This is a genomic window from Sporomusaceae bacterium ACPt (assembly GCA_041428575.1).
Classification (GTDB): domain Bacteria; phylum Bacillota; class Negativicutes; order Sporomusales; family Sporomusaceae; genus Sporomusa_D; species Sporomusa_D carbonis.
On sequence record CP155570.1, the window covers coordinates 1,752,140 to 1,778,011 of the forward strand.

Sequence of the window (25,872 nt, forward strand, 5' to 3'; positions counted from 1 at the left end):
TTTGAACTGCCGCCAGTAAATAGTAATTTGTAAGATGAAGTAGCCCCGAAGGGGTGAAAACAGCACCTAGCCTTCAGATCACGTAACGACGGGGGGAGAAGAATGAAAGAAATGTTGGATAAAATTGACCGCCTTCAACAAGAAATAAACAAGCACCGTCCTTTAGACGAGCCAATGCTAAGTCAATTTAAGGCATATTATCGAATTGGGTTAACCTACAGCAGCAATGCGCTTGAAGGGAACTCTCTTACCGAAACTGAGACAAAAGTCGTATTAGAAGATGGCTTACAATCGGCGGTAAACCGCTAAGGGATCATCTGGAGGCCCTAGGACATAGTCAGGCATATGATTTCATGTTTTCGCTCATAAAGCAGAATTTGTTCACTGAGCAGGACGTTTTAGCGTTACACCGGATGTTTTATCATCAAATCGACGATGCGCAGGCGGGGTGCTACCGCCGCCAACGTGTATTTATAAGCGGCTCACAGTATTCTGTTCCTGATTGGCCAGACGTTCCAAAGTTAATGGCGGAATGGCTTCAATCACTGCCCGAACAAAGAAAAAAGCTGCATCCAGTGGAGTTTGCAGCGCAAGTGCATAAGGATTTTGTGTTTATCCATCCATTTATTGACGGCAATGGCCGGGTAGCCAGACTATTAACTAACCTGGTATTGCTTCAGGCTGGGTATTTAATAGTCATAATTCCGCCAATAGCCCGGGCGGAATATATCAGCAGTTTGGAAAAGGCTCATACCGATGATGCTGACTTCCGGCGGTTTATTGCTGAAAGGGTACTACAAACTCAGAAGGACTACCTGCAACTGTTTAGATAAGCTGAAATTACGCATGGTCAAGAAGGGGTACGGTTCCAAGAGTATATTTTAATGGTTTTTTCTGGTAAAATAATATTATAGCAATGGTGTTCTTAACTGAGGCGCCTTATATGGTGGGCAAGGCGTTCAACTAATTCAATTAGGTTGGTCAAACTGTGTTATAATACTATTACGCACGTTAAGTGATAGAGGGGTGATGGATATGGCCATAGCTACTGAACAACAGTCCCGCGTTAACCTAATTATGAGCGAAATAATTGTAGGGATGAAAGATTTGTTTGGCGATTCTTTACGCCAGGTCATACTCTTCGGTTCTTACGCCCGTGGCGAGCAAGACGAATATTCAGATATGGATATTATGGTGCTTGTCGATATTGATGATAACGATCTAAAGCAATACAATAGCAGGATAGCGGAGCTCATGACCGATATTTCAATCAGGTACGGAGTTCTTCCCTCAATTATTGATAAGAACTATCAACATTTTCAAAGATGGGTTCCATACCTGCCGTTTTACCGAAATGTTAAAACGGAGGGGATAGAGTTTTATGCAAGCTGAAATGATAGAATTAGCGAAGTATAGGCTAAATAAAGCTGAGGAATGTCTGGCCGAGTTCTCGGAATGCTTATGAAGAAGATCGTTTAGCAAATTCCATTAACCGCTCATATTACGCAATGTTCCATGCTACAAGGGCACTATTGGCTCTAGATAGTTTTGATTCTAAACGGCACTCTACTATAATCGGATATTTTAACCAGCATTACATAGCGACAGGTAAGATTGAGGCCACCTATTATCAGATGTTATCAAATGCTTTTCGCGTAAGAAATAAGACTGACTATGACGATTTTTATGTGGTAGGGCGGGATGAAGCTCAGCAGCAATTAGAAAATGCGACTAGCTTTATCGCAATTATAAAGGCTAAGCTCACACAACTATAAATAGTTAGCAAAAAGCAGCCTTCCGGCGTTAAATCGCCAGAAAGCTGCTTTTATTTATGCTGATTTGTATACTGAGCTTTGTGAAAGCTATGGAAGATCATAGAGATGAACTGATTTTAATTCTCGCCGGATATCAGAAGGAAATGGAAAATTTCCTTTTGACCAATCCTGGCCTACGATCAAGGTTCCCCATTCATATTGACTTTCCGGATTATAATAAACAGGAGTTATTACAAATTGCTGAGCAACTGTGTGTTAAACGACAATATCAGCTTAATAGCCAGGCTAAGATTGCCTTGCTAAATTTGCTTAATGCGCCTGAAAACAGCAGTGGCGACAATTTTGGAAATGCCAGAACTGTACGCAATATTATCGAGAAAGCTATCAGGCGGCAAGCTGTACGCCTTATCACCAAACCTTCTACCACCAGAGAGGAATTGATGGTTATTGAACCAGCCGATTTAATGGGGGTGGAATAATGCGGGAATGTGTAATTATTGGGCGGCCCAACTCTGGGAAAACCATGTTTGCACTCAATTTTGCCGGATATTTGGGAGCAAAAAATGTTGATATTACATTTCGCACCTATGACGGGCTAACGACGTGCCGACATTTTTCACTTGCAGAAGCCAAGCGGGAATTGTGTGGAATGACTTTACATAAGACACGTTTTTTGCAGTCAATTGTCCTAAATATGGCAGTAGGCAAGACGGCGGTGAACTTTAAACTCACCGACACCTGCGGTGTAAGTGAGCAAATACATAATGACGAAGAAATTAGAAAAGGAATGGCTCAAACTATTGGCTTATTGCGGTCAGCTGATTTTATTATTCATATCATCGATTTGTCTTTGGTCAATAAAGATTTTATTAGCAGTAAAATAAGTATTGATCATGAGTTTTACAACTACGGTGTAGTTCGCAATGCTTATGTATTACTAGGAAATAAGTTTGATTTGGTCTCGGCCAAGGATAATTTGCCGCGATTGGCAGCTGCTTTTCCGAAGGCGCACGTTATTCCTGTTTCCGCGCTATATTGCCGCGGATTTAAAGAGGTGAAAGCCTGTGTGGCCAGAAATATTTGATTTTTTATCCACAACAGCGGCTGTAATGTGTTGTTCGGCGGCAGTAAAACTAGCTGACGATTATTTAGATAAAGAATATGATTGTATTGCAGGCAAAAATAATTGGGCTGAATTTTTGGGCCGGGGAACTATGCTTTATGCCATGTTTTTATTGGCCTTGGCGGCTGGCATTAATGCGGCATTGAGCCTATCTTTATTTTTAGGCAGTTATATTGTTGGAATGTTTAACAGTATGCGGGAAAGACTTCCGAGCCGACTAAATGGCTTTCAGGAATCACTGTTGGTTTTTACCATCGGAACAGTGCTATTTGGTTGGAATTATATGTTGTTTTCGTTAAGTTTTGTATCAGCAATACAGTTATTTGATGATTATATTGATGCGCGTAGTGACTGCTTATCCGGGCAACGCAACCTAGCTAACCGGTTTGGTTGTGTGGAGTGTTTTGTTATAGGTTTAATGTGCGCACTGGGAGCTTGGAATTTAAATGAGCAGTTGTTTGTCCCTGCCATGGCTGGGACGATTATAGTTTATTTAGCGTCCCTGCACTATGAGGGGGTGCGGATATGAGTATATTATTCATCGTTATTAGTGTACTGCTTGTTTTTTTACTAGGTTATGTCATTGGTAAGCGCCAAGGGTGGGCGGCAGGCTGCCAGGAAACAGAAGCGGTTATGCCACTGAAAATACGGCAACAATCATTAGAAGAGGGAAAATGTATAATTTGTAGTGAGCATTGGACAAAAATGTTCAACTATGAAAAAATTAGCAGGGATTTGGACATTTTATAACAAAGTAATGTAGAGTACATAGTAACAGTTAAAGAAAAGTTAGGAGTGTTTGATGATTGCCGGAGGTATATGGAGAAACGAGCGGCCTAAAGAAAACAGTTGTCGATAGTCTTGAACAATTGTATGAGTTCACAGTTCCTTTTGGTCAGACCATTACTATTGACCTTGCGCAAAGTATGGCTATTATAACCGGCCAGCTAAACCGGGAAACCGCAGTATATATTAATCGGCGCGGCAATGTTGTACGGGTGGCGGTTGGTGATACTAAGACAGTATCGTTACCGGAAACTGATGGGAGGCGTGCGCTTAATAGATTAAGCGGTATTCGCTGCATACATACCCATCCGGGAGGCGACAGCCGCTTAAGTAGTGTAGACCTAGCATCACTTAGAGAAATGCGGTTTGACATTATGGCAGCGGTAGGTGTAAGAGATGGTGTCCAGGAAATCAGCTTTGGCTTTATTTCAGGATATACGGCTGACAATTATGATGTAAGAACAGTTGGACCGTTGTCATTATCCGAGTTTGCCCAACTGGACTTAAGCTATCTGACTAATCAGATAGAACGTCAACTGGAGAGTAAAGATACTGTTTCCAACTTAGACCAAGTTGAAAAGGCATTATTAGTTGGTGTTGAACGGCAGGGAGAATGGGATGTCAGTGATTCGCTCAGTGAGTTGGCACAATTGGCCGAGACGGCCGGTGCTGAGGTTGTAGGTTCTGTATGGCAAAAACGCAGTCGTCCTGACGCAGCTTATTTTATTGGGCGTGGCAAGGTTCAGGAAATTAGCCTTGCGCGTCAAGAATTAGGTGCCAACATAGTGATCTTCGATGATGAACTTTCGCCTGCGCAGCAGCGTAATTTGGAGCAGGCGCTGGGAATTAAAGTTGTTGACCGGCCAGCTCTGATTTTGGATATATTTGCGCAACGGGCCCGTTCTCATGAAGGGAAACTTCAAGTTGAACTGGCGCAATTAAAATATAACCTGCCCCGCTTAGGTGGCCAAGGCTTGGTATTGTCGCGCCTGGGAGGCGGTATAGGCACCAGGGGACCGGGTGAAACCAAACTCGAGGTGGACCGGCGACGTATACGGTCAAGAATTAATGACATTGAGCAAGAAATTGAAAACCTTAAAAAGCACAGGAATTTACACCGGGAGCGGCGTCAGGCAGCCCGAATACCGACAACGGCGTTAATCGGATATACTAATGCAGGCAAATCTACTTTACTCAATAAACTGACTGATGCCGGTGTCTTGGCAGAAGACAAGCTATTTGCAACATTGGATCCAACCACCAGAAGAATTAAACTGCCAGGCGGGAAAGAAATTTTACTTACTGATACCGTAGGCTTTATTCAAAAGTTGCCCCATCAGTTAATTGCGGCATTTCGCGGTACGTTGGAAGAAGTGGTGCAGGCAGATTTATTACTTCATATTATAGATGCCAGCCATCCTCAATATGAAAAGCAAAGCCAAGCAGTGTACCAAGTGCTGAGAGAACTGGGAGCAGACACGAAACCTGTTATAACTGTCTATAATAAAACAGATAAGGTTGATAATCAGCATATTATTGAACGGATGGTTCGTGAACCAGGCAGTATTTCTGTGTCAGCATTAACAGGGGTAAACCTTGACAAACTGCTGACAATGATTGAAGATAGCCTTAAATCTGCCGTGGCAGATACAAAGTTATTACTGCCATATGATAACAGTGGTTTGCTATCACGACTGTATGAATCAGCAACAGTACACAGTGTTGAATACCAGTCAGAGGGAATTTATGCATCAGTATCATTGCCGCCAGAACAATTTGAACGTTATAGAAAATATCTAGCAGGAGATGAATAAGTAATGAGTAGTCTATTCTCTAAAGAAATTACGGCACTGAAAACTCAAGCCCTTGAACAGGCACGTCCATTATTTGCGGCGGTCGATAATACATCGGAGCAAAATACTGCCAGAGTACTTAAGGCTTTTCGCAATCATCAAATTTCCGAATATCTTTTCCGCACGACAACGGGATACGGCTATGGCGATAGCGGCCGGGAGCGCCTTGAAGCCGTATGGGCTGAACTGTGTGGCGCCGAAAAAGCCTTGGTACGAACTCAATTTGTATCAGGTACCCATGCTTTAGCTTGTGTTCTATTTGGTCTGTTGCGCCCCGGCGATGAACTATTAGCAGTTACCGGGACGCCATATGATACAATGCAGACTGTTATCGGTCATACTGTACATACTCAGGGTTCGCTAATGGATTGTGGCATTAGTTATCGGGAAATAGGCATGGAACAAAACGGAGTGAATATGGGGGCAATTGCCGCTAACATCCGGCCTAACACCAGAGTAGCACTTATCCAGCGTTCTCGGGGCTATAGTCTACGCAAGCCATTAACTATTAATGAAATTAGAGAAGTTTGCGTCGAAATCAAAAAGCACAAACCCGATTGTATATGCTTTGTCGATAACTGTTATGGTGAGTTTGTTGATATAGCTGAGCCTACAGCCTGCGGTGCCGACATTATGGCCGGGTCGCTGATCAAAAATCCAGGAGGAGGACTTGCACCTTCAGGCGGGTATATAGCCGGAAAAACAAAATTAGTAGATTTGGCTGCCTGTCGGTTAACGGCGCCAGGCTTAGGCGGAGAATTAGGGGCAACACTTGCCGATAGCCGTTTACTCTATCAAGGCTTGTTTTTAGCACCGCATGTTGTAGCACAGGCTGTAAAAGGGGCAATATTCGCGGCAGTATTGTTCAGCTTGTTGGGTTATAAGACATTGCCGCGCCCAGAAGAGCCGCGGAGTGATATAATTCAGGCTATTGAATTGGGTTCAGCAGAAAAAATGATCGCATTTTGTCAGGGAATGCAACGGTATTCCCCAGTGGACGCGCATGTGCGGCCAGTACCTGGTCCGATGCCGGGGTATACCGACCAGGTTATTATGGCAGGGGGAACTTTTGTACAAGGTTCATCTATTGAGCTTAGTGCTGATGGTCCGCTGCGTCCGCCTTATATAATTTATTTGCAGGGCGGGCTAACTCTTGAACATGCTATGCTTGGCATCTTAGGTGCGGCTAGCGCTGTTGCCGGATAATGACCAGACATTTCTTTGCATATTTCTTAAATACAATAGATTTTTGACAGGAAAAAATATAAAAGCGTCGAATAAAGCAAAAGTATGGCAATTTATATTTTTAAAAATACGTTTTTCACGGTGATTTAGTGTGGAATATATAATTGCCAGTTTGCTGGCTATTCTTACCGCAACTTTGATTGTATATAAGCTGACCAACAGCATATTTGGGATTGGTCTACGGTTACGGCCACTTTTGCTATGTGCGGCATGCGCTATGATTATCAGTCTGGTATTACCTAAAATTGTTGTAGAAATTGCTGGATTGCCCGGGACACTGGCGGTCTTGGCGATTTTTGCTGTTATATTCGCTTATTTTGTCGCCAAATATGAGGACTGTTCTTTACGCCAAGATATTGCTGATTCACCTGAAACCGTGTCTTGCGTAGCTTCTACTATTGCACAAAGTCAGCCTGATACGATAATACATATCGTGTCTGCTACTGATAATGGTTTGTCGCTTGACGGAGATATATCCATTAATACTGAAATGGATATCAATGAGGAAGTTTTTAACCATTCGGAAAATGAATCAAATGAAAAGCCTGTACCTGTAGTAGATAAACATGAAGGCCAAGAAGCAGATTGGGCTGATCAACTGTTAAGCAAGGAATCGGAAATAGCTTATCATGCCTTGGGCTGTGAAGCTGTTGTCACACTTAAACAACAAGAGGCAACTGACCAACAATTTGACAACCAACCAATTTTGGAGGATATCTCAATATTGCCTGACCATGTTAAAGAATTTGCAGTAATTGAATCTATGGATAAACAGTGTAGTGAGTACAAGGAAGCCCTAATACCAGAAATAAGACAACCGGAAATAATTGCTCAGAAAGAGATAGTTGAAGTATTTCAGGAAACCCCTGATGGGATTTTAGATGAAGATGAACTTGTACCAGATGACAACAGCATATTGGAAAAAGTTGAAGAAGTTGTCGACGAAGAAATGTCTGAGGCAATGAAACAGTCAATTGTTATACCGCTGGAGGCTGACAACTCAATAATGGCGCATGACAAACCGGCTGCAAAATTTACACAGCCTGAATCCGATCAATTGGATGATTTACTGGATTTTGCCTTTATGAATAAAGAACAACGTAACTACGGAGCTGCTCTTAGTGCTTTTAGCAGGGCGCTAACCTTGTATCCTGATAGTGATGCTGCCCCGTTTCTAGTTGTCGAAGTGGGTAATTTGTTAAAAAATATGGGGGCCTATGATGAAGCTATTAAAGTATTCACTGATGGCCGCAATCTTTCTCAAACAAAACAAGATGAGATGCTGGAACAAGAGTTTATCAGTACTATCGCATATTTACGCATTATCAAAAATATTTTAACACAGAGCCGCTTGGGTTGTGTCCCGTTCTTGGAAATACCGCCACACGTGTTAAAAGAAATCGATGAAGAATTTAAAGAGTGGCGTAATGTTGGTAATATCTAAATTTATAAGAGATTTATAAGAAGAAGAGAAATAGGAGAAATATGTGGAGGTCATAGAATGAAAAAGAGCGTAGACATTATTGGACAACCAGTAATCAGCATTACCGAAGGTAAAGAATTAGGCCATGTTAAAGAACTTCTTGTTAACTCTGTTAACGGCACAATAGCTGCTTTAGTCATTGATGATGGTAAATGGTATTTGGGAGCCAAACTGCTGCCATTCGAATCCATAGCTGGTCTTGGTGAGTACGCAGTTACAGTTAACAATAGTGGTGACATTGTAGCAGTAACTGATCGTGCTGATTTTGAACAACTGCTTGAAGCCGGGGTAAAAGTTATCGGTACTAAAGTCTTGACAAAAGGCGGGAGAATCCAGGGGAAGATAAATGAAATTATAATTGATAATGCTGGAAAAATTAATGTTTGTGAAATGGAGACAGCGGAAGGTGAAGTTGTTCAACTTCCAGCACAGCGTGTTGTTACATATGGTAAGGAAGTAGTAATTATTTCTGATAATAATGAAGCGGTCAACATTACGCCTGCAACCAATCCGGTTGATGTCAAACCTGTTGACTTTGAGAAAGTTGCAGTTTCATCTGCTTCGATACAAGAATCAGCTCATCAAGTTGAAGTTCCTGTTGCTACGACTGCAGAAGTTCAGGAAAAAGAGCACTTACCCGCTGACGATTCTGCTAAAAAGTTTGACGACAAGCATCGTAAATTCTTACTTGGTAAAAAAGCCGCCCGCCGTATTGAAACAGACAATGGCATGTTGATTGTAGAGCAAGGCGGTGAAATTACTGAAGAGGTATTGCAAAAAGCGAAACTTGCCGGCAAATTTGTCGAACTGTCAATGAATATTCAGTAGGTTAAATACTAGTCCCTGCTATTTTTAGCGGGGGCTTACTTAACTGCCAAAACTGTTTGTTTACCAACAACACTTAACGCATGAAAGGATTAAGTGTGCCTTGTGCAAACTCCAACATCTAAGAATGCTAATATAATATTATTTTTAATCATAATTACGCTTTTTAGTTCAGTAAGCATGATTGCTGCCAATATTGCTTTCATGGTGGCGGATGAGATTTATCAAGGCGTCACTGTTGGCGATATCCATGTTGGCGGCCTATCAGTAGCTCAGGCTGAACAAGTGATTGCATCCCAATTCAAAGAACGAACCGCTAAAGCGCCAATAACATTAATATATAAAGATCAGAAATGGCCTATTGCCGCTCAAGACATTGGACTCAGTATTCAAGCCGATAAGTTGGCTCAGCAGGCATATGCTGTCGGCCGAACCGGCAATATAATTTATCGTCTTAAAGAAAGATATTTAGCGGTAAATCAGGGGCATAGCCTGCCATTAACAGTTTATTATAATCAAGATAAATTATACCAGATATTGGCAACAATCGCTAAGAGCATTGATTGCCAGCCGCAAAATGCCACTGTTAAATCGGCAGGAAAGTCCAATATTGAAATTGTCCCCGAAGTAATAGGCCGTAAAGTTGATTTGGCCAAGACAATGGCAGAAGTAAATGCCAACCTTAATACTAAGTTGACATTTACTTTAGATATCTTTGTAGATGAAATTATACCGGCGGTAGTAGCGCACGATCTTGAGCATATAGACGGAATTATTGCTTCTTATACAACTCAATTTGATCCTTGGGATCAAAACCGTACTCAAAATGTTTTACTAGCGGCTAAAAGCATCAATGGTATTTTAGTGCGGTCTGGTGAAGTATTTTCCTTCAACAATATCGTTGGATTGAGACTGGCGAAATATGGTTATAAAGAGGCTCCCGTATACATTAATGGCGTTTTAGTTCCTGACTGGGGTGGAGGTGTATGCCAGGTTAGTAGTACGCTGTATAATGCTGCGCTGTTAGCTGACCTAAGTATAGAAGAACGTACAGCTCACTTCAGACCGCCAGGTTATGTACCCTTAGGGCAAGATGCTACTGTAGCTGATGATCAGCTGGACTTTAAATTTAAGAACACATTACCACAAAATATCTATATAACCAGTGAAGTTTTTGGTAATCAGCTTGTTGTTAATATCTTTGGCAAGCATATGGAAAATTCTGCAGAAATTTATGTTGTAGCTGCCGATAAAAAAGTATTGGAGCCTAACACCATTATTAAACAAGACCCCGATTTGGAATTAGGAAAAGAAGTTGTAGAAACAGAAGGACAAAAAGGGTTCCAAGTATCTACTTACCGAATAAAAAAAATTGATGGTAAAATTGTAAAGAAAGAATTTCTAGCTTCAGACGAGTTCTTACCTGTTGACAGGATAGTACGTGTTGGAAGTAAAATTCCACCGCATCAGCCCCGAAAATAGCTCTAATATATTAATTTTTATATTCAATTAATAAAAACTTAATACTTAAATATAAATTAAATAAAAAAAGTAGCTTACTTAACGGTTCGCTACTTTTTTTATTGATACATTACATTAGGCTATAAGCGGCGGAATACAGCGATGACCTTGCCTAATATTTGCACGTTGCGAGAATAAATAGGTTCCATGGAAGAGTTCTCAGGTTGCAAACGGATGGAGTCTCTTTCTTTAAAAAAGCGTTTTACAGTTGCTTCTTCCTCATCAACAAGTGCGACGATAATATCACCATTACGTGCAGTACTTTGATTACGTACTACGACATAATCACCGTCTAAAATACCAGCTTCAATCATGCTGTTACCTTGTACCGCAAGCATAAATACGTCATCGTTTCCAATGAGTTCGGCAGGAAGAGGATAAGTTTCTTCAATGTTTTCTACTGCTAAAATAGGTTGACCGGCAGTCACCCGGCCGACTAGCGGCACCGGGGTAATTTGCTTTTGCCGCCAAGGTGCTTCATCTAAAACGTCAATGGCACGTGGCTTAGTCGGATCTCTGCGAATAAATCCCATTTCTTCGAGCTTTGATAAATAGCTATGCACGGTAGAACTAGAGCTTAGTCCAACAGCTTCGCCAATCTCACGTACTGAAGGAGGATATCCTTTATTTCGTAAAGTATCTTTAATATACTTTAATATTTGTTTTTGCCTGGGATTAAGCAATAGCTCTTTATTAATATTCATGTATTAATACACCACCAACAGTATTTGATTATATTACTATTATAGCATTATTAACATAAATTGCAAACATTCGTTCGTGTTTTTTGTAATTATATAAATTATATATTGGTATATATTGGCCAAAACATATTTGCGCGATAATAAATGCAATAATACAAACATAATTGGATAAATAAATATCAGGTTATCTACGTTATCGAAGCAAAATATACAGCATATCTTTTTGGCTATAATTTTATGTCCGATAATATCTATTATGTTAAGTTGAAACTGAGGGAGGCACAAAAAGCGTGTGCCTTAAAGGACTGCCAACTGTTTTAATAAACTGCAGGAATTTATTTCCTTATGATTCAAAAACTTATTCCGAATAACAATTGGGTATAAATAAAATACTAAATTTGTAGTTACTGATAACTAAGGTAAATTAGGTAAAAAATAAGGGAAAGGAAGTGTCTATATGTTAAAGTCATCTTATAAATCCAGTTCTACTAGCAGCTTGTATGAATTTGCTGAAGAACTAACCAATAGCGTTGATAAAACAAACGCCAAGCAGGAAAATACCGCTGCTAAATCAGAAGCTGCTAACGGAGATTTTACCTATTCTATGGAGTTCCCCACAAATGCCTATGCCCATCCCTCCCGTGAAATAGACTATGATATTGGTTGATTAGATTTCCTAGTTAATTAATCTAAAATTGCGGAGGTGAAAAAAACATGGCATATTATGGCGGTAATTATTCGCAAAAATTCAATCAAAAAGAAAAGAATTATTTAGAAGATGCTATCCAAATGGAAAACCTGGCATTAGCAAAATATAGCGTGTACGCAGACCAGTGTCAGGACGCGGAACTTAAAAGTCTGTTGTTTAGTATTTCCAAGAACAAGCGTCAGCATGCTGATAGACTGAAGCAAATTATGGGTCAATCGGTTTCTGCTTCCGCTCAATAATACCAATAAAAAACTATACTTGTAATGAGGTGAGGGCACTCTATGGCTCATGTGAAACGTTACACCAATAACGCTATTACCAATAATAGTAGCCGCAATAGACTTTCTGACCGAGATATGATAGTTGATTTAATTAATACTGAAAAACACCTCTCACACTTGTATGAACACGCGATAATGGAGTCCAGCAATGTTACCGTTCACAATACGATGGAAGAATTTCAACATGACGAACATGAAAATGCGTTTACTCTGTTTAATGCCATGCAGCAGCGAGGTTGGTATAATTTAGCTAGTGGCGACCAGGAGCAAAAGCAAAGATTGAACTCTAGAAAAATTTTTAATGTAAGATCTAACCGAAGAAATGCCAGAAATAACTTTGGCGATTACCGCGGCAGATCCAATAGTCAATATCAATACACTTAATAAATCAAATCACAAAACCAGGATTTAAAACATCCTGGTTTTGTGATTATAAAAAGTATGTCAATGTGATTATAAAAAGTATGTCAAAAAGTAATAATGTCAATGTTTAGTTTATCAAGCACATGATTTATTCTATTAAATAAGGTTGCTTGCTCAGAACCGGCAAATAATAGACCAACTGCATAATTATCGCTGGTGAGTATTAATGAGCCGCTGTCTCCCGGCATGCTCATAGGCCCTGCCAAGATTTGGTCGGTAAATAGGCCATATTCCTGATTGGTCATACCAACTTTAAATGTAACATCAGTTGCCAGTATTTGACTATAGGTTACACCACTACTCCGGCCGCTTTTTTTTACGTCCATACCTAGCATTGCTTCTTTTATGCCAGCGACATAGCCAAATTCCAATATTTCAGGGTTAATGACTTCGGGGTTTACCGGAGTTGCTACCGCACAATCTACCAAGTTGAGTTTACCACTTTCCCGAAATACCCGCACTTGATACTGCGGTCGGAAACTATGAATGCATTTATTAAGTAACACTTCGAAAGTCTTGGCGATTTTACACCGTGGTGCAACAATTTCCCGGTACAACGGTACAAAGCGGTGTAGATGACCAATTATGCAATTTTCTTTTTTGCCGCCGTCATATATTCCTGGCTGAAGTATAGGATCACCAAGAGCGGCCCGTCCGTCGCTACCGTCAGTTATGTTAGCCAGTACGTGATTATTGGATAAGATTAAAAGTTCTCCCGTGCTTCTATCCTTAACTACTGCGCCAAAGGTACCTGCCGAAATTTTATAATGACCAATACTCATTCCAGGCTGGGCCGGGCGGTGGAATTCCATTCTTTGACTCAACAGGCGGATATCTCCTACTTCGATTATATCAGTTAACATACCGTTCAGTGTTTTTGGCACTACCGTGTCCCGTCGCAAATCTGAATTGCGATATTTTTTTTTGACCAGTACAATTAAGGATTCTTCTTTGGTATTATGACCGCGGACAAATTTATGACCTCGACCGACACCGACTATATTATTGTCAAAGTTATCAATTTTGAAAAGCTCACGAAATAATTCTGGCATATCCTTTTTGTTCATCACACTGCCCCCTTGCCTATGAATATCAATCGACAAAAGCCAGCCTGATGTATGATATGCAAAACAAAATGAACAGGTAACTATTTATGATAATAGTAGTTCTTTAATTTCATTGATTTTTTCAAGTGCAGCATGATAACCGCGTCGTATAAATTCACTTGCATGTTTTAAGTCTTTATAATTTAAATCATAGGCCTGGGGACGGATAATTACATCTGCATATTGCTCCGATTTGATTAAAGTAACTTCCCTACCCATAATTTCAATACATTGCATAAGTATTTCACCGACAGTACTAATTTCATAATTAGGCTGGCCAGCGTAGCCCAAATCAACAGCAATAACTTTTTCGGCACCCATATGAACCAAAATATCAGTCGGAAGATTATTTTTTACAGCACCATCTACTAGTGTCATACCTCGATATTTTTTTGGGAAGAATATCCCCGGTATAGAGATGCTAGCCCTGACAGCTTCAGATAATAAAGTATTATGATAGTATCTGGCATTAAGAATGGCTCGGTTTGGAGGTAATGGGGATGTAAAGAATACGGTATCGGCTGAATTTATATCTACTGCAGTTATGGCCAATGGTATTTTAGTATCGCGGACAGTTTTTTGATGCCAGAAGTCTGACAAAAAAAATTCAATTTTTTCTCCTTTAATTAAACCGGTAGGTAATACTGACCAAAAACGAAATTTACCGCTTAGCAGCCATTTAAAGCCGTGTTTAAACAAATCAGCAGTTGTAACTTTTAAATCGATTAAGTCATGAATGTCAATATTTTGTATAATAGCCTGCATTTGCTGCGGAGAATAGCCGCAAGCATACATTGTTGCCACTATTGCTCCGGCGCTGGTTCCGGAAATATAATCAATCGGGATGTTATGGTCAGTCAGGGCTTTAAGGACCCCGATATGCGAAGTTCCTCTTAGTCCGCCCCCGCTTAATGCCACCCCCATCTTAGGCCGGTAGTTGCGCTGTTGCTTATTGATGTTGACAATCATTGATTGACATTTCACCTCGCTTGCACTTCATCCTGTATTATGTTATGAAAGAACAACAAGACTGTGATAACTAAAAAAGCATAAAAAAAAGAGACTTATTTAGCCTCTAACAGATTTAGTCGTTTTTTCTGGCCAAAATTATCATGCGTGGGGTTTCAGAACTGTAAGCACGTCCATCAAATCCTCCAAAGGTTGCAATAATTGAAAGGCCACTATTAGTAAATATATTTGCCATTTCTGGTAAAGAATATGCTCTTAAAACAAATTCATACTGAATCTTTGCACCTGTAACCTGGTTGAGAAGTTGACGTTTCATAGTAGCAATGCCGTTTTCTAACTCTACCTTATATGATAGTACATATTCACCACTGGGATGGCGCCAGTAGCGGTTTAAATTATTGCGGACCATCCAGTCGCGGTTTAATAAATCAATTAGAAATAAACCACGAGATTTTAAAGCCTTAGCAATGAGTTTTATTACATTCACATTTTCATCGTCAGTAAAATAACCAAAGGCCGCAAACATATTAATTACTGCGGCAAACTGTTGATTATAATCCAATTCCCGCATATCCTGCCGGCGAAACGCAATGTCTACCATAGCTTCCCGCGCTTTTTGTGCTGCAATGTCTAAAAAATCCTGAGTAGCATCTACTCCGGTAATATCAAACCCTTGTTTAGCTAACTCTATCGCATGACGACCGTAACCGCAATATAAATCAAGAATAGATGAACCTGGTTGTAAATTTAGCACACTGGTAATAAATCGTACTTCCTGGTCTGTTCCTGCCAAGGAATACGTTTTGAAATCACCTGATATTTCATGAGTCACTATTGACACCACCAGTATACATACTTTTCGCTTAAAAACATTCCTGCTATGTTAAAAATATAAGCGCTAACTGACATCAGAGCTATATAAACAACTACGATTTCTGGTAGAGCGTTTTGCTGAATACAGTGCGGCATCAGCAGCATCAATAAGTTCGGTTTCTGAGTTGGCATCATCAGGATATCCCGCGATACCAATACTGACTGTCAGCGCTCCACCAGGCTGATTATTGCTGTTTTGAAATGGATATTCAGCAATAGCCTTCCTTATTCGTTCAGCAATTATGTGAGCCTCGGCTATGGTAGTTTCCGGAAGTAATACTACAAACTCCTCGCCGCCGTAACGAAATACAAAATCAGTATCTCGGCAGTATTGGCGAACAAGGTCAGCAACGGCTTTGAGGGCATCGTCACCATACCTGTGCCCGTTAATATCATTATAGTGCTTAAAATAATCAATATCAATCATGAGCAAGGCAAGTGGTCTCTTATAACGGTGCGCCCGTTTAAATTCCTGCGCAAGTATAGTCTGGAAATGGCGATAATTATAAAGATTTGTCAACCCATCGGTAGAAGCCTGAATACAAGCCTGGGTAACATGGTTGGCATGGTCAATAGTCATGGCAATCTGACTGGCCAAGGAACGAAGCAAATCAAGATCATAAGCTTTAAGTACCCGGTCTTCTGATGTTTCAACATCAAGTACCCCAATAACCTGATCATTAACAATGAGAGGTATGGCAACTTCACTAAAGGCGTCTGTTGTACCGGGAATATAGCGCTCATCGGCGCTTACGTCAGGTACATATACCAGCTCGCGGTGCAAGGCAGCATAACCTGTAACTCCTTTGCCTAACGGTATCCGGATTTTATCATTGTAGCCGCGGTGAGCTTTATTGACTAGCTCCTGTGATTCAGGGTCCAGCAAGAGTATTGCAGCATTGGTAAAACCTAACTCACGGGTAATACCGTCTAAAATTTCGGTTAGTACTTCTTGCTCGTTAACTGTTTTTTGAACAATGGCTGTTATTCGGTATAATGCTGATAATTTTTTATGTGCATGCTCTAAATCCATCAGGTGAAAGTCCAGATTAGCCATTGCTGTACACAGTTCTTGGTTTAATGTGTCATGTTGCTCAGTAATGGTGAAAAATTCTTCTTGCAATAATACTGCCTCAGTAACATTTTTGAAAAAGATAATTACATTCTGTTCCGGCGCCGGAGTAAAATCGCAGTCGAAGTATTCAGTTAAATGACGTCTTGAATTGTGCTTTAACTGGTTTATTGCGGTTGGCTGCTGAGAGGTTTGGCAACTTCTAAATGTATTGTAAATTAATTGGCTATTATGAGTATCAAATATCAAACGGATTATTCTTGTGAAGCTTTTGCCAATGAAGAGTGCCAATGAAGTTTGTGGACGCCCTGTTATATAGATATGAGAAATAATACCGGCAGCATCTACTACTATTAGTGCTGACGGTGTCGCATTTATTACGGCGTTTAGCATTGCTGTGTGCATTATGCTACTGTTCACCGGCAATCAACCTACCCTAATTTTGAAATATTAAATAAATGTTCGCTGTTTATAGCAAAAATCCTTCCCGTTTAGATTGCAAAATTAAAGGAACTGCCCTGGCTTATTCCAGAGCAGTTCTCTGAATAGTCTACTTACTGCTTTTAATATACTCCATGCCACGGCGAATGGCTTGTTCGTTAATTTCCAGCAGCTCAGGTTTTTTAGCAAACATTTTGGCAAACGCTTTTAACACTGCCTCATTAGATACTACACCGGTTGCGCCGATAAGAGCACCGACAATAACCATGTTGGCTGTTTTGATGTTGCCAAGTTCAGCAGCAATATCATTGGCCGGAACTTGATAAGCTTTGATATCAGTACGTTTGGCGTCCTGTTCGATAAGTGAGCTGTTTATGATAAGTATGCCGCCGGGTTGAATCATTGGTTCAAATTTGTCGAGCGACGGTAGATTCATGGCCACTACTACCGTTGGTTCTGAGACGATGGGTGCACCAATAGGTTCATCGGATACAATTACTGAACAGTTGGCTGTACCTCCACGCATCTCCGGACCGTATGAAGGAATCCACGATACCTGTCGGTTCTCGATCATACCGGCATATGTCAACAATTGTCCCATGAGCATTACACCCTGGCCACCAAAGCCAGCCATAATTATTTCATGTGTCATTTTGCTCCCCCCTCTGATGCTTTATAAACACCCAGCGGGTAGTAGGGAATCATATGTTGTTCAAGCCATTTAGCCGCCTCAACCGGACTCATACCCCAGTTGGTCGGACAGGTTGACAGTACTTCAACTAAAGCAAATCCTTCTCCTTTTATTTGAACTTCAAAAGCTTTTTTAATGGCAGCTTTGGCTTTTACCATATTTCCGGGAGTGTTAATTGCTACCCGGGCGATATACTTTGCTCCATCAAGTGTAGATAGCATCTCAGATACCTTAATCGGATAACCGGCGCTATCAGCATGTCTGCCATACGGAGATGTGTTGGTAACCTGGTCTACTAGTGTTGTCGGCGCCATTTGGCCGCCTGTCATGCCGTAAATGGCATTATTAACAAAAATCGTGGTGATTTTTTCGCCTCTGGCGGCAGCATGAACAATTTCGGCGCAACCAATAGCGGCTAGGTCGCCGTCACCTTGATATGTAAAAACAACAGCGTCAGGATGGACTCGTTTAACACCGGTAGCTACCGCTGGTGCACGGCCGTGGGCAGCCTCAAGAGCATCGAAGTTAAAGTATTCGTAAGCTAATACCGAACAACCCACAGGAGCAACTCCTATTGCTCTATTGCGGACATCAAGTTCGTCAATGACTTCAGCAACCAGACGGTGAATGATACCATGATGGCAACCAGGGCAGTAGTGAAAGGCAACATCTTTTAGTCCTTGAGGTCTGGAAAAGATTTTATCTACCATATTTATCTGCCCTCCTTACCGTTAAATATTTTGGTAATTTCCTCAAATATTGCCTTAGGGCTAGGCATAATTCCACCCATACGCCCGTAAAAGTGTACCGGCTTGGCGCCATTAACGGCTAGACGCACATCCTCAACCATTTGTCCAGCACTAAGTTCAAGCGTCAAAAAAGCTGTAGCCTTCTTGGCTAAGGCGGCAATGGGTTTTTCCGGGAATGGCCATAAAGTAATGGGACGCAGCATTCCCACTTTTAGGCCTTGACTCCGCGCTTTTTCCATAGCAGTACGGGCAATGCGAGAGGTAATACCGTAGGCTACAAGTACAAGCTCGGCATCATCGGTATACAATTCTTCATAACGAACCTCATTAGCGCTTATTTCAGCATATTTCTGCTGCAAATGGATGTTATGCTGCTCAAGTTTTTCAGGCTGCAGATGCAATGAAGTTATAATATTTGGCTCTGTACGTTCCTTTAAGCCTGTGGCCGCCCACGGTTTGGCGATCGGTTTGGCGTTACTGGGGCTAAACTCAACAGGTTCCATCATTTGACCCAGTGCACCATCACCCAGGAGCATGACCGGGTTACGGTATTTATCGGCAAGGTCAAAGGCAATTACTGTGGTGTCCACCATTTCTTGAACCGAGTTAGGAGCTAAAACAATATTCCGGTAGTCGCCGTGCCCACCGCCTTTAGTCGCTTGAAAGTAATCGGATTGGGCCGGTTGAATGCCACCAAGTCCAGGGCCGCCGCGGACAATGTTAACAATAACGCAGGGGAGTTCTGCACCGGCAATATAAGAAATCCCTTCCATTTTCAAGCTTATTCCGGGGCTGGAGGATGATGTCATTACTCTGGCACCGGCTCCGGCTGCTCCATATACCATATTTATCGCCGCAACTTCACTTTCCGCCTGAAGAAATACTCCATCAATCTGAGGCATGCGTTTGGACATATATTCGGTTAACTCGGTTTGTGGGGTTATTGGATAGCCAAAATAATGGCGGCAGCCGGCAATAATAGCAGCCTCGCCAATGGCTTCGTTGCCTTTCATTAGAATTTTCTCGGCCACGTAAATCACTCCCCCTTGTTTTTATGAATTTCAATTACAACATCCGGACATGTCTTAGCGCATAATGCGCATCCGATACATTTGGTCTCATCGATACAGGTGGCTGGCCGGTACCCTTTGCTGTTAAAGCGATTGGCAAGCACTACAATCTTGTGGGGACAGACAACAGTGCAGAGCTCACACCCTTTGCATCTTTCTTCGTTAAATACTGGTCTTGGCATATGGTTCCCTCCTTTAAAAAAATAGGAACAATGTATTGTATCCAGTACACAAAAGATTAACCCCATGTTTTTTACAACACGGGGTTAAAGGTGGTTATCTCTATTTTACAATTTCAACCGTGTTGCCAGTATTGAGCTTAGCTGCATTGCCTTCATCTGTATCAAGGTGACATTCCAGTTTGAAGCTTTCACTTACTCTGGCTAATACGTTATCAAAAATAAGGCCGCGTTCGCCGCCACAGCGAACTTTGACAATATCTTTGTCTTTCAAACCGAATTCAGCAGCATCGGCGGGAGTCATATGGATATGACGGCAAGCTGCGATAACGCCTTCTTCTAGTTTTACCTGGCCTTTAGGTCCTACAAGAGTAAGGCCGGGAGAACCTTTTAAGTCGCCGGAATCACGGACAGGAGGTTTAATACCGAGTTTTAGCGCGTCAGTAAGAGCAATTTCGACTTGGGTTTGTTTACGCTCAGGTCCAAGGATACGGACATTTTTAAAAGTACCTTTTTCAGTTACCAGATCAACTTGCTCTTCACAGGCAAATTGACCAGGTTGTGACAGATCTTTTTTTACGGTGAGTTGATATCCTTCACCGAACAGGATGTTGAGATGTTCACGCGATACGTGCACGTGACGGGCTGAGATGCCTACAGGAATTGGTTTGGACATGTAAAAATGCACTCCTTTTATTAAATTATATTCTACCTGCTATTCGATGATTTCAGAAAAATATACTACAGTTACAATATCACTGCAAGTTAAGGTCTTATCATAAATAGACTGCAAAAAGACCAGTAAATCATCGACGCTGGTAAGGTCCGGATTTTCTCCCTGCAAATCATCCAATGTCAATTGGGAAATAGGTTTAACAAGAACACGGTCAATAACCGCAGTAAAAATTCTTTTCTTTTGGGCAAAACGTTTGCCAACAGTTACCCATACAATATCGCCTTCAGAGTATTTATTGGTTTTATCGCCTAGCCTGATAGTACAAATTTTGCGGCGGCAAACCAATTGACTGTGATAGTTAGACGAGTAAAAATTTAAGGCCCTCATCCCCAAATCCTCCTGTTTTTATGGTTTTAGCCATTTTTTAATTCTGGCTACAGCTTCTGACAGTCGCTGTTCAGGCTGAACGAGCGCGATGCGTACATAGCCTTCGCCACAGTCGCCGAAGGCGCTGCCGGGAATCACAGCAACCCCGGTATTCTTAAGTAATGACACCGTAAAGTCAAATGACGACTGATGTGTAGGCACCGGCGCCCACACGTACATTGAAGCTTTGGGACGGGGTACCTTCCAGCCAATATCATTAAAGCCATCAACAATGATATTGCGGCGACGCTGGTAACTGGCAGCCGTTTGACGAACACAATCTTGGGAACCGGTCAGGGCGGCAATCGCAGCCTGCTGCACCGGGTAAAAAATGCCATAGTCAAAATTGGACTTAAGACGTCCAAGCAGCGATATGATTTGGGAGTTACCTACAACATAACCAACTCTGCAGCCAGCCATATTATAGGTCTTTGATAAAGAATTAAATTCAATACCGATATCCTTAGCTCCCGGAATTGACATGAAGCTGTCAGGACGATAACCGTCAAATACCAAGTCGCTATAGGCAAAGTCATAACATACTAAGATATTATGACGTTTGGCAAATTCGACGACTTGCTCAAGAAAACTTCTTGGTGCCGTTGCTGCCAGCGGATTGTTAGGATAATTCAAAATCATTATTTTTGCCCGTTTTAGAACTGATTCATCAATAGCTGCCAAATCGGGCAAATAGTCATTTTCCGGGGTAAGTGGCATGCGGTAAAGTTCAGCTCCGGCAACAAGCGGGCCAGCGCTAAATATAGGATAGCCGGGGTCTGGCACAAGCACTACATCGCCAGGATTAATGAGACATAAAGCTATATGGGCTAAGCCATCCTGCGATCCAAGGAGTGAATGGATTTCGGTTTCAGGATTTAGCTGTACGTCAAATTTAGTTCGATACCATTGGGCTATAGCGTTTAAAAGATCAGGAACTCCCTTAGACAAGGTATATCCATAGTTAAAGCAGCAATCAACAGCATCTTTTAATGCTTCAACAATATGTGGCGCAGGCGCCATATCAGGACTGCCTATGCTCAAAGTGATAACGTCCTTACCAGCGGCAACTTCAGCTTTTCGCATATCATCGACTTGTGTAAAAATAGCTGAAGTTAATGCTTGCATACGATCAGCTTGTTCAAACATCGTTGCCCTCCAATCAGCCATAATATTGAATTGAATTACTGATCAAATATGGCTAATTTTAATATTCCATATTATTAAGGCAATTCCTGTTAATCGGCAAGTGAAAAGTAAATTTTATTTAGTGTGTGATTTTTTAACTAACTGCATACCTCGGCGGTCGGCCTCAGCAAACAGTTGCTCCTGGTCGATGGTAGTGAACTGGCGGTTATCAAGCAATATCTTACCGTCAACAATTACGGTATGGACATCATGGGCACTGGCGGCATAGGCTAAGAGGGATATACGGTCATGGCGCGGATGCCAATGAGGTTGCTGCATATCAAAGATGGTTATATCGGCTTTATAGCCGGTTTCTAATTGGCCGGTTACTTGGCCTAGACCTAGAGCTTTAGCTCCTTGAACGGTAGCCATGTCGACTGCCGCTTTTGCCGGTACGGCCAGCGGGTCAAGGCCGTGAACTTTATGGAGTGTTGCAACCAGGCGTAATTCCTCAACCATATCCAGGTTATTATTACTGGCTGCACCGTCAGTACCCAGCCCTACGCAAATTCCGGCTTGGAGCATCTGGGGAATAGGAGCTACACCACTGGCAAGCTTCATGTTACTGCCAGGATTATGAGCCACTCTTACTCCTTTTTCTTTCATGATGGCGATATCCTCAGGCGACACATGCACACAGTGGGCGGCTAGTGTTCCATGGTCCAGCACCCCGAGTTCCTGCATGAGCGCGATTGGCGATTTGTTATATTGCTTAGTGCAATCAGCCACTTCACCGGCAGTTTCAGATAAGTGGATATGAATTTCGGCCCCCAGCTTTCCTGCTAATGCTGTTACTTTCTTCAGATAGTCGGGCGGACAAGTGTAAGGCGCATGGGGACCAAGCATTACGGTGATCCGGCCGTCTCCCGCATTATGCCATTCGTTATAAAATGATTCACTCTCGGCTAATGCCTGATTAGCAGATGGTGTAACTCCGGCCATCCCTCTTGATAGCACGGCGCGAATGCCGCTTTCGGCTACCGCTTTGGCCACATCAGGCATAAAAAAGTACATATCGGCAAAACAAGTAGTGCCAGATTTTATCATTTCAGCTATAGCCAGGAGTGTGCCCCAATAAACATCCTCTGACGTTAAGTTAGCTTCGGCCGGCCAAATCTTAGTCTGCAACCAGTCCATGAGCATCATGTCATCGGCATAGCTGCGAAATAACGTCATGGCTGCATGGGTGTGAGTGTTAACGAACCCCGGAACAATAAGCTTGTTCCGGCAATCAATTACTCTGTTTGCCTGGGGTTCCGGGATGGTTCCTATTTGCGTAATTATCGAACCGCTAATCGCAATGTCTGTTTGACGAATTTGGCCGTCGGCGCCCAGGACGTCGCCGCCTTTAAGGACTATATTGAACATTTGTATGCCCCCTTTTCCATTGCCGGACTAGGCTTGCCGCAAATATTCCTCTTGAGCAGGAGTAAGCCGGTCAATGCCAAAGCCCATGGCTTTAAGCTTGAGCGAAGCAATGCGGTTATCCATTTCAGTCGTTACAGTATAGAGTTTGTTTTCCATCTGACTATGGTTTCCGGCAATATGAAGAACAGCCAGTGTCTGCAAGGCAAATGATAAATCCATGATTTCTGTCGGGTGCCCATCGCCGGCTGCCAGGTTTACCAAGCGTCCCTCAGCCAGCAAATATAGCTTACGACCGTCGGCCATAACAAATTCCTCAATATTTTTGCGTACTATCTTACGGCTTTTTGCCAAAGCCGCCAAATCTTCTTTGTTAATCTCAACATCGAAGTGACCGGCGTTGGCCATGATGGCGCCAGGTTTCATGATTTCCATATGTTCACGGCGGATTACATCTTTACAGCCAGTTAAGGTAACAAAAATGTCGCCCCTCATGGCAGCTTCCTGCATTGGCATTACGGTAAATCCGTCAAAAACCGCTTCAATGGCTTTAATGGGATTAATCTCGGTAATAATTACATTGGCTCCCAGCCCTTTGGCCCGCATAGCCACTCCTTTACCGCACCAGCCGTAGCCGGCAACAACCACTGTTTTTCCTGTTACCGTCAGATTGGTAGTACGCATAATACCGTCCCAAGTCGACTGGCCGGTGCCATAACGGTTGTCGAATAAGTATTTGCAGTAAGCGTCATTTACCGCAATCATAGGGAATTTAAGCCGTCCGGCCTCAGATAATGCTCTAAGCCGCATAACCCCGGTGGTAGTTTCTTCCGAGCCGCCTAGGATGTTGGCCGCCATTTCGCTTCGTTTGCCATGCAGCAAAGATACTAAGTCACCGCCGTCATCAATAATAATATCAGGCTTTGTGTCAAGGGCTTTGTGTAAAAATTGCTCATATTCTTCGGCGGTCGTATTATACCAGGCAAATACTTTAACTCCTTGAGACGACAGCGCGGCAGCGACATCATCCTGGGTGGATAGTGGATTGCTGCCGGTGACAGCTACATTGGCTCCGGCGTTTTTGAGCACTAACGCCAAATATGCAGTCTTGGCTTCAAGGTGCATTGTAATTACTAAATTTTTCCCAGATAAAGGCTTGGTTTGTGAAAGTTCATCATTAAGGACATTAAGTACAGGCATAAATTCTTTTACCCAGTTGATTTTGTCCATCCCTTGCGGGGCTAGGTTGATATCACGAATCACAGAATCCATTTTAAATCTCCTTTCCATGCTGTCAGCGCTGAGATAATTGGGCGATAGCTTGTTTGTAGGGAGCCCTGAGTACCCCGTGTTCAGTGATAATTGCCGATATCATAGTATGCGGCGTAACGTCAAACGCCGGGTTAAATACTTGTACTCCCTGAGGAGCAACACAATTTCCGCCTAAAGACGTGACTTCTGTTGCACACCGCTCTTCTATCGGGATATCAGCGCCGCTATTAATATTAAAGTCAAAAGTGGATACCGGTGCGGCTACATAAAACGGTATTTCATGTTCTTTCGCCAGCACGGCTACGCTATAAGTACCGATTTTGTTAGCAACATCGCCATTGAGGGCGATTCGGTCAGCACCAACTATTACAGCTTGAACCATCTTGTTTTTCATTACCCAGCCGGCCATGTTATCGGTAATCAAAGTCACCGGAATGCTATCCTGCATAAGTTCCCAGGCAGTCAGCCGGGCTCCTTGTAACAAGGGCCTGGTTTCATCCGCAAAAACCCGGGTAATATTTCCTTGTGACCAAGCTTTGCGGATAACCCCCAAAGCGGTGCCGACCGCGACTGTCGCTAATGCTCCGGCATTGCAATGAGTTAATACTGAAGTTGGTGCGGTAAATAAGGTTGCACCATACTCAGCGATTCGTTCATTGACTGCTTTGTCTTCTTCAGCAATAGCGATGGCTTCTTGTTCCAGGGCACAGATAGCTGTTTGCGGAGCAGTATTATCAGGCAGACGATTGACAACAGCCATCATCCGGTTAATAGCCCAAAATAAATTCACGGCAGTTGGTCTGGTTTGGCGCAGTACCTGAGCGGTTTCGTCCAATTGCCGCTTAAATTCGGCAAAATCAAGTTCAACAAGTTCACGGGCTCCCAGCACCAGCGCAAAAGCCGCAGCCGCTCCTATTGCCGGCGCGCCGCGCACCTCAAGGTGTTTAATAGCTTCAGCAGCCCGCCGCCAGTCATTACATTCAATATATTCCACTTTAGCCGGCAATAAAGTCTGGTTTAACAAGGTAAGACAACCATTTGACCAAACAACAGAACGCATAAGTATCTCC

Annotated in this window: 31 protein-coding genes; 16 read left to right on the forward strand and 15 right to left on the reverse strand. The window is 42.3% G+C overall.

Annotated features, from left to right (window positions below; genetic code table 11):
• Positions 1 to 102 precede the first annotated feature (102 nt).
• The 13 genes from SCACP_RS08830 to SCACP_RS08890 all read left to right on the forward strand — a co-directional run bounded on the left by SCACP_RS08830 (position 103) and on the right by SCACP_RS08890 (position 10,572).
• The gene (locus SCACP_RS08830; protein ID WP_425060964.1) at positions 103 to 309 is read left to right on the forward strand and encodes a hypothetical protein; all 207 of its coding nucleotides are present in this window, start codon (positions 103 to 105) and stop codon (positions 307 to 309) included.
• Positions 310 to 353: 44 nt separating this feature from the next.
• Positions 354 to 833, forward strand: a complete 480-nt coding sequence (locus SCACP_RS08835) for a Fic family protein (protein ID WP_425060965.1) — start codon at positions 354 to 356, stop codon at positions 831 to 833.
• Between the two features lie 202 nt (positions 834 to 1,035).
• Positions 1,036 to 1,392 (forward strand): nucleotidyltransferase domain-containing protein, encoded by a 357-nt coding sequence (locus SCACP_RS08840; RefSeq protein ID WP_425060966.1) that lies wholly within the window; start codon positions 1,036 to 1,038, stop codon positions 1,390 to 1,392.
• A gap of 35 nt (positions 1,393 to 1,427) precedes the next feature.
• Complete coding sequence (locus tag SCACP_RS08845; protein WP_425061366.1) at positions 1,428 to 1,775, forward strand: HEPN domain-containing protein; 348 nt, start codon at positions 1,428 to 1,430, stop codon at positions 1,773 to 1,775.
• A gap of 56 nt (positions 1,776 to 1,831) precedes the next feature.
• Positions 1,832 to 2,254: an AAA family ATPase gene (locus SCACP_RS08850; protein WP_425060967.1), complete on the forward strand. Its 423-nt coding sequence runs from the start codon at positions 1,832 to 1,834 to the stop codon at positions 2,252 to 2,254.
• Positions 2,254 to 2,859: a GTPase domain-containing protein gene (locus SCACP_RS08855; protein WP_425060968.1), complete on the forward strand. Its 606-nt coding sequence runs from the start codon at positions 2,254 to 2,256 to the stop codon at positions 2,857 to 2,859. Before SCACP_RS08850 ends, SCACP_RS08855 begins: the two co-directional genes overlap by 1 nt.
• On the forward strand, positions 2,840 to 3,427 hold the full coding sequence (locus SCACP_RS08860; protein WP_425060969.1) for a hypothetical protein: 588 nt from the start codon (positions 2,840 to 2,842) through the stop codon (positions 3,425 to 3,427). The genes SCACP_RS08855 and SCACP_RS08860 overlap by 20 nt, the downstream gene beginning before the upstream one ends.
• The gene (locus SCACP_RS08865) at positions 3,424 to 3,648 is read left to right on the forward strand and encodes a hypothetical protein (protein ID WP_425060970.1); all 225 of its coding nucleotides are present in this window, start codon (positions 3,424 to 3,426) and stop codon (positions 3,646 to 3,648) included. The genes SCACP_RS08860 and SCACP_RS08865 overlap by 4 nt, the downstream gene beginning before the upstream one ends.
• 56 nt (positions 3,649 to 3,704) lie before the next feature.
• Positions 3,705 to 5,498 (forward strand): GTPase HflX, encoded by a 1,794-nt coding sequence (gene hflX, locus SCACP_RS08870; protein WP_425060971.1) that lies wholly within the window; start codon positions 3,705 to 3,707, stop codon positions 5,496 to 5,498.
• A gap of 3 nt (positions 5,499 to 5,501) precedes the next feature.
• Positions 5,502 to 6,743, forward strand: coding sequence for an aminotransferase class I/II-fold pyridoxal phosphate-dependent enzyme (locus tag SCACP_RS08875; RefSeq protein WP_425060972.1), 1,242 nt, complete (start codon positions 5,502 to 5,504; stop codon positions 6,741 to 6,743).
• Between the two features lie 256 nt (positions 6,744 to 6,999).
• A complete protein-coding gene (locus tag SCACP_RS08880) occupies positions 7,000 to 8,226 on the forward strand; it encodes a tetratricopeptide repeat protein (RefSeq protein WP_425060973.1) in 1,227 nt (408 codons plus the stop codon).
• Positions 8,227 to 8,283: 57 nt separating this feature from the next.
• A complete protein-coding gene (locus tag SCACP_RS08885; RefSeq protein WP_425060974.1) occupies positions 8,284 to 9,093 on the forward strand; it encodes a PRC-barrel domain-containing protein in 810 nt (269 codons plus the stop codon).
• Between the two features lie 102 nt (positions 9,094 to 9,195).
• Complete coding sequence (locus SCACP_RS08890; protein WP_425060975.1) at positions 9,196 to 10,572, forward strand: VanW family protein; 1,377 nt, start codon at positions 9,196 to 9,198, stop codon at positions 10,570 to 10,572.
• Between the two features lie 119 nt (positions 10,573 to 10,691).
• Here the strand turns inward: SCACP_RS08890 and lexA are convergent, their stop codons facing one another.
• On the reverse strand, positions 10,692 to 11,315 hold the full coding sequence (gene lexA, locus SCACP_RS08895) for a transcriptional repressor LexA (protein WP_425060976.1): 624 nt from the start codon (positions 11,313 to 11,315) through the stop codon (positions 10,692 to 10,694).
• 457 nt (positions 11,316 to 11,772) lie between these two features.
• Between lexA and SCACP_RS08900 the strand changes: the two genes are divergently transcribed.
• Genes SCACP_RS08900 through SCACP_RS08910 form a run of 3 tightly spaced genes read left to right on the forward strand, consistent with a single transcriptional unit; the run spans position 11,773 to position 12,689 of the window.
• A complete protein-coding gene (locus SCACP_RS08900; RefSeq protein ID WP_425060977.1) occupies positions 11,773 to 11,982 on the forward strand; it encodes a hypothetical protein in 210 nt (69 codons plus the stop codon).
• A gap of 47 nt (positions 11,983 to 12,029) precedes the next feature.
• Positions 12,030 to 12,263: a ferritin family protein gene (locus tag SCACP_RS08905; RefSeq protein WP_425060978.1), complete on the forward strand. Its 234-nt coding sequence runs from the start codon at positions 12,030 to 12,032 to the stop codon at positions 12,261 to 12,263.
• Positions 12,264 to 12,305: 42 nt separating this feature from the next.
• Entirely contained in the window at positions 12,306 to 12,689 is a 384-nt protein-coding gene (locus tag SCACP_RS08910) for a spore coat protein (RefSeq protein WP_425060979.1), read from the forward strand.
• Positions 12,690 to 12,772: 83 nt separating this feature from the next.
• On the opposite strand, the gene SCACP_RS08915 is transcribed toward SCACP_RS08910, so the two are convergent.
• The 14 genes from SCACP_RS08915 to mtnA form a co-directional block, all read right to left on the reverse strand.
• A complete protein-coding gene (locus SCACP_RS08915) occupies positions 12,773 to 13,795 on the reverse strand; it encodes a hypothetical protein (RefSeq protein WP_425060980.1) in 1,023 nt (340 codons plus the stop codon).
• 84 nt (positions 13,796 to 13,879) lie between these two features.
• Positions 13,880 to 14,803 carry a patatin-like phospholipase family protein gene (locus SCACP_RS08920; RefSeq protein ID WP_425060981.1) on the reverse strand — a complete coding sequence of 308 codons (924 nt, stop codon included), beginning with the start codon at positions 14,801 to 14,803 and terminating at the stop codon, positions 13,880 to 13,882.
• Positions 14,804 to 14,918: 115 nt separating this feature from the next.
• Positions 14,919 to 15,635, reverse strand: coding sequence for an SAM-dependent methyltransferase (locus SCACP_RS08925; protein WP_425060982.1), 717 nt, complete (start codon positions 15,633 to 15,635; stop codon positions 14,919 to 14,921).
• A gap of 66 nt (positions 15,636 to 15,701) precedes the next feature.
• Positions 15,702 to 17,141, reverse strand: coding sequence for a diguanylate cyclase (locus tag SCACP_RS08930; protein ID WP_425060983.1), 1,440 nt, complete (start codon positions 17,139 to 17,141; stop codon positions 15,702 to 15,704).
• A 157-nt stretch (positions 17,142 to 17,298) separates the two neighbouring features.
• Positions 17,299 to 17,841: a 2-oxoacid:acceptor oxidoreductase family protein gene (locus SCACP_RS08935; RefSeq protein ID WP_425060984.1), complete on the reverse strand. Its 543-nt coding sequence runs from the start codon at positions 17,839 to 17,841 to the stop codon at positions 17,299 to 17,301.
• Positions 17,838 to 18,590 carry a thiamine pyrophosphate-dependent enzyme gene (locus SCACP_RS08940; RefSeq protein WP_425060985.1) on the reverse strand — a complete coding sequence of 251 codons (753 nt, stop codon included), beginning with the start codon at positions 18,588 to 18,590 and terminating at the stop codon, positions 17,838 to 17,840. Before SCACP_RS08940 ends, SCACP_RS08935 begins: the two co-directional genes overlap by 4 nt.
• A gap of 2 nt (positions 18,591 to 18,592) precedes the next feature.
• The gene (locus SCACP_RS08945) at positions 18,593 to 19,660 is read right to left on the reverse strand and encodes a 3-methyl-2-oxobutanoate dehydrogenase subunit VorB (protein ID WP_425060986.1); all 1,068 of its coding nucleotides are present in this window, start codon (positions 19,658 to 19,660) and stop codon (positions 18,593 to 18,595) included.
• Positions 19,661 to 19,665: 5 nt separating this feature from the next.
• Positions 19,666 to 19,881 carry a 4Fe-4S binding protein gene (locus SCACP_RS08950; RefSeq protein ID WP_425060987.1) on the reverse strand — a complete coding sequence of 72 codons (216 nt, stop codon included), beginning with the start codon at positions 19,879 to 19,881 and terminating at the stop codon, positions 19,666 to 19,668.
• Positions 19,882 to 19,981: 100 nt separating this feature from the next.
• Entirely contained in the window at positions 19,982 to 20,554 is a 573-nt protein-coding gene (gene pduL, locus SCACP_RS08955) for a phosphate propanoyltransferase (RefSeq protein WP_425060988.1), read from the reverse strand.
• Positions 20,555 to 20,593: 39 nt separating this feature from the next.
• Positions 20,594 to 20,941 (reverse strand): ASCH domain-containing protein, encoded by a 348-nt coding sequence (locus tag SCACP_RS08960; RefSeq protein WP_425060989.1) that lies wholly within the window; start codon positions 20,939 to 20,941, stop codon positions 20,594 to 20,596.
• 18 nt (positions 20,942 to 20,959) lie between these two features.
• Entirely contained in the window at positions 20,960 to 22,126 is a 1,167-nt protein-coding gene (locus SCACP_RS08965; RefSeq protein WP_425060990.1) for an aminotransferase class I/II-fold pyridoxal phosphate-dependent enzyme, read from the reverse strand.
• 114 nt (positions 22,127 to 22,240) lie between these two features.
• Positions 22,241 to 23,533: an amidohydrolase gene (locus SCACP_RS08970; protein ID WP_425060991.1), complete on the reverse strand. Its 1,293-nt coding sequence runs from the start codon at positions 23,531 to 23,533 to the stop codon at positions 22,241 to 22,243.
• A 27-nt stretch (positions 23,534 to 23,560) separates the two neighbouring features.
• Positions 23,561 to 24,802, reverse strand: coding sequence for an adenosylhomocysteinase (locus SCACP_RS08975; protein ID WP_425060992.1), 1,242 nt, complete (start codon positions 24,800 to 24,802; stop codon positions 23,561 to 23,563).
• 22 nt (positions 24,803 to 24,824) lie between these two features.
• A complete protein-coding gene (gene mtnA / locus SCACP_RS08980) occupies positions 24,825 to 25,862 on the reverse strand; it encodes an S-methyl-5-thioribose-1-phosphate isomerase (protein ID WP_425060993.1) in 1,038 nt (345 codons plus the stop codon).
• Between the last annotated feature and the right edge of the window lie 10 nt (positions 25,863 to 25,872).

Bases quoted from the DNA above. Each gene is read 5' to 3' on its own strand.
- SCACP_RS08965 (WP_425060990.1), bottom strand. From the start codon at position 22,126: ATGTTTGAACAAGCTGATCGTATGCAAGCATTAACTTCAGCTATTTTT.
- SCACP_RS08885 (WP_425060974.1), top strand. From the start codon at position 8,284: ATGAAAAAGAGCGTAGACATTATTGGACAACCAGTAATCAGCATTACC.
- SCACP_RS08900 (WP_425060977.1), top strand. From the start codon at position 11,773: ATGTTAAAGTCATCTTATAAATCCAGTTCTACTAGCAGCTTGTATGAA.
- SCACP_RS08865 (WP_425060970.1), top strand. From the start codon at position 3,424: ATGAGTATATTATTCATCGTTATTAGTGTACTGCTTGTTTTTTTACTA.
- pduL (WP_425060988.1), bottom strand. From the start codon at position 20,554: ATGTCCAAACCAATTCCTGTAGGCATCTCAGCCCGTCACGTGCACGTA.
- SCACP_RS08940 (WP_425060985.1), bottom strand. From the start codon at position 18,590: ATGGTAGATAAAATCTTTTCCAGACCTCAAGGACTAAAAGATGTTGCC.
- SCACP_RS08970 (WP_425060991.1), bottom strand. From the start codon at position 23,533: ATGTTCAATATAGTCCTTAAAGGCGGCGACGTCCTGGGCGCCGACGGC.
- SCACP_RS08875 (WP_425060972.1), top strand. From the start codon at position 5,502: ATGAGTAGTCTATTCTCTAAAGAAATTACGGCACTGAAAACTCAAGCC.
- SCACP_RS08905 (WP_425060978.1), top strand. From the start codon at position 12,030: ATGGCATATTATGGCGGTAATTATTCGCAAAAATTCAATCAAAAAGAA.
- SCACP_RS08975 (WP_425060992.1), bottom strand. From the start codon at position 24,802: ATGGATTCTGTGATTCGTGATATCAACCTAGCCCCGCAAGGGATGGAC.
- mtnA (WP_425060993.1), bottom strand. From the start codon at position 25,862: ATGCGTTCTGTTGTTTGGTCAAATGGTTGTCTTACCTTGTTAAACCAG.
- SCACP_RS08930 (WP_425060983.1), bottom strand. From the start codon at position 17,141: ATGCTAAACGCCGTAATAAATGCGACACCGTCAGCACTAATAGTAGTA.
- SCACP_RS08915 (WP_425060980.1), bottom strand. From the start codon at position 13,795: ATGAACAAAAAGGATATGCCAGAATTATTTCGTGAGCTTTTCAAAATT.
- SCACP_RS08910 (WP_425060979.1), top strand. From the start codon at position 12,306: ATGGCTCATGTGAAACGTTACACCAATAACGCTATTACCAATAATAGT.
- SCACP_RS08920 (WP_425060981.1), bottom strand. From the start codon at position 14,803: ATGATTGTCAACATCAATAAGCAACAGCGCAACTACCGGCCTAAGATG.
- SCACP_RS08835 (WP_425060965.1), top strand. From the start codon at position 354: ATGTTTTCGCTCATAAAGCAGAATTTGTTCACTGAGCAGGACGTTTTA.
- lexA (WP_425060976.1), bottom strand. From the start codon at position 11,315: ATGAATATTAATAAAGAGCTATTGCTTAATCCCAGGCAAAAACAAATA.
- SCACP_RS08830 (WP_425060964.1), top strand. From the start codon at position 103: ATGAAAGAAATGTTGGATAAAATTGACCGCCTTCAACAAGAAATAAAC.
- SCACP_RS08935 (WP_425060984.1), bottom strand. From the start codon at position 17,841: ATGACACATGAAATAATTATGGCTGGCTTTGGTGGCCAGGGTGTAATG.
- SCACP_RS08950 (WP_425060987.1), bottom strand. From the start codon at position 19,881: ATGCCAAGACCAGTATTTAACGAAGAAAGATGCAAAGGGTGTGAGCTC.
- SCACP_RS08880 (WP_425060973.1), top strand. From the start codon at position 7,000: ATGATTATCAGTCTGGTATTACCTAAAATTGTTGTAGAAATTGCTGGA.
- SCACP_RS08840 (WP_425060966.1), top strand. From the start codon at position 1,036: ATGGCCATAGCTACTGAACAACAGTCCCGCGTTAACCTAATTATGAGC.
- SCACP_RS08855 (WP_425060968.1), top strand. From the start codon at position 2,254: ATGCGGGAATGTGTAATTATTGGGCGGCCCAACTCTGGGAAAACCATG.
- SCACP_RS08960 (WP_425060989.1), bottom strand. From the start codon at position 20,941: ATGAGGGCCTTAAATTTTTACTCGTCTAACTATCACAGTCAATTGGTT.
- SCACP_RS08850 (WP_425060967.1), top strand. From the start codon at position 1,832: ATGCTGATTTGTATACTGAGCTTTGTGAAAGCTATGGAAGATCATAGA.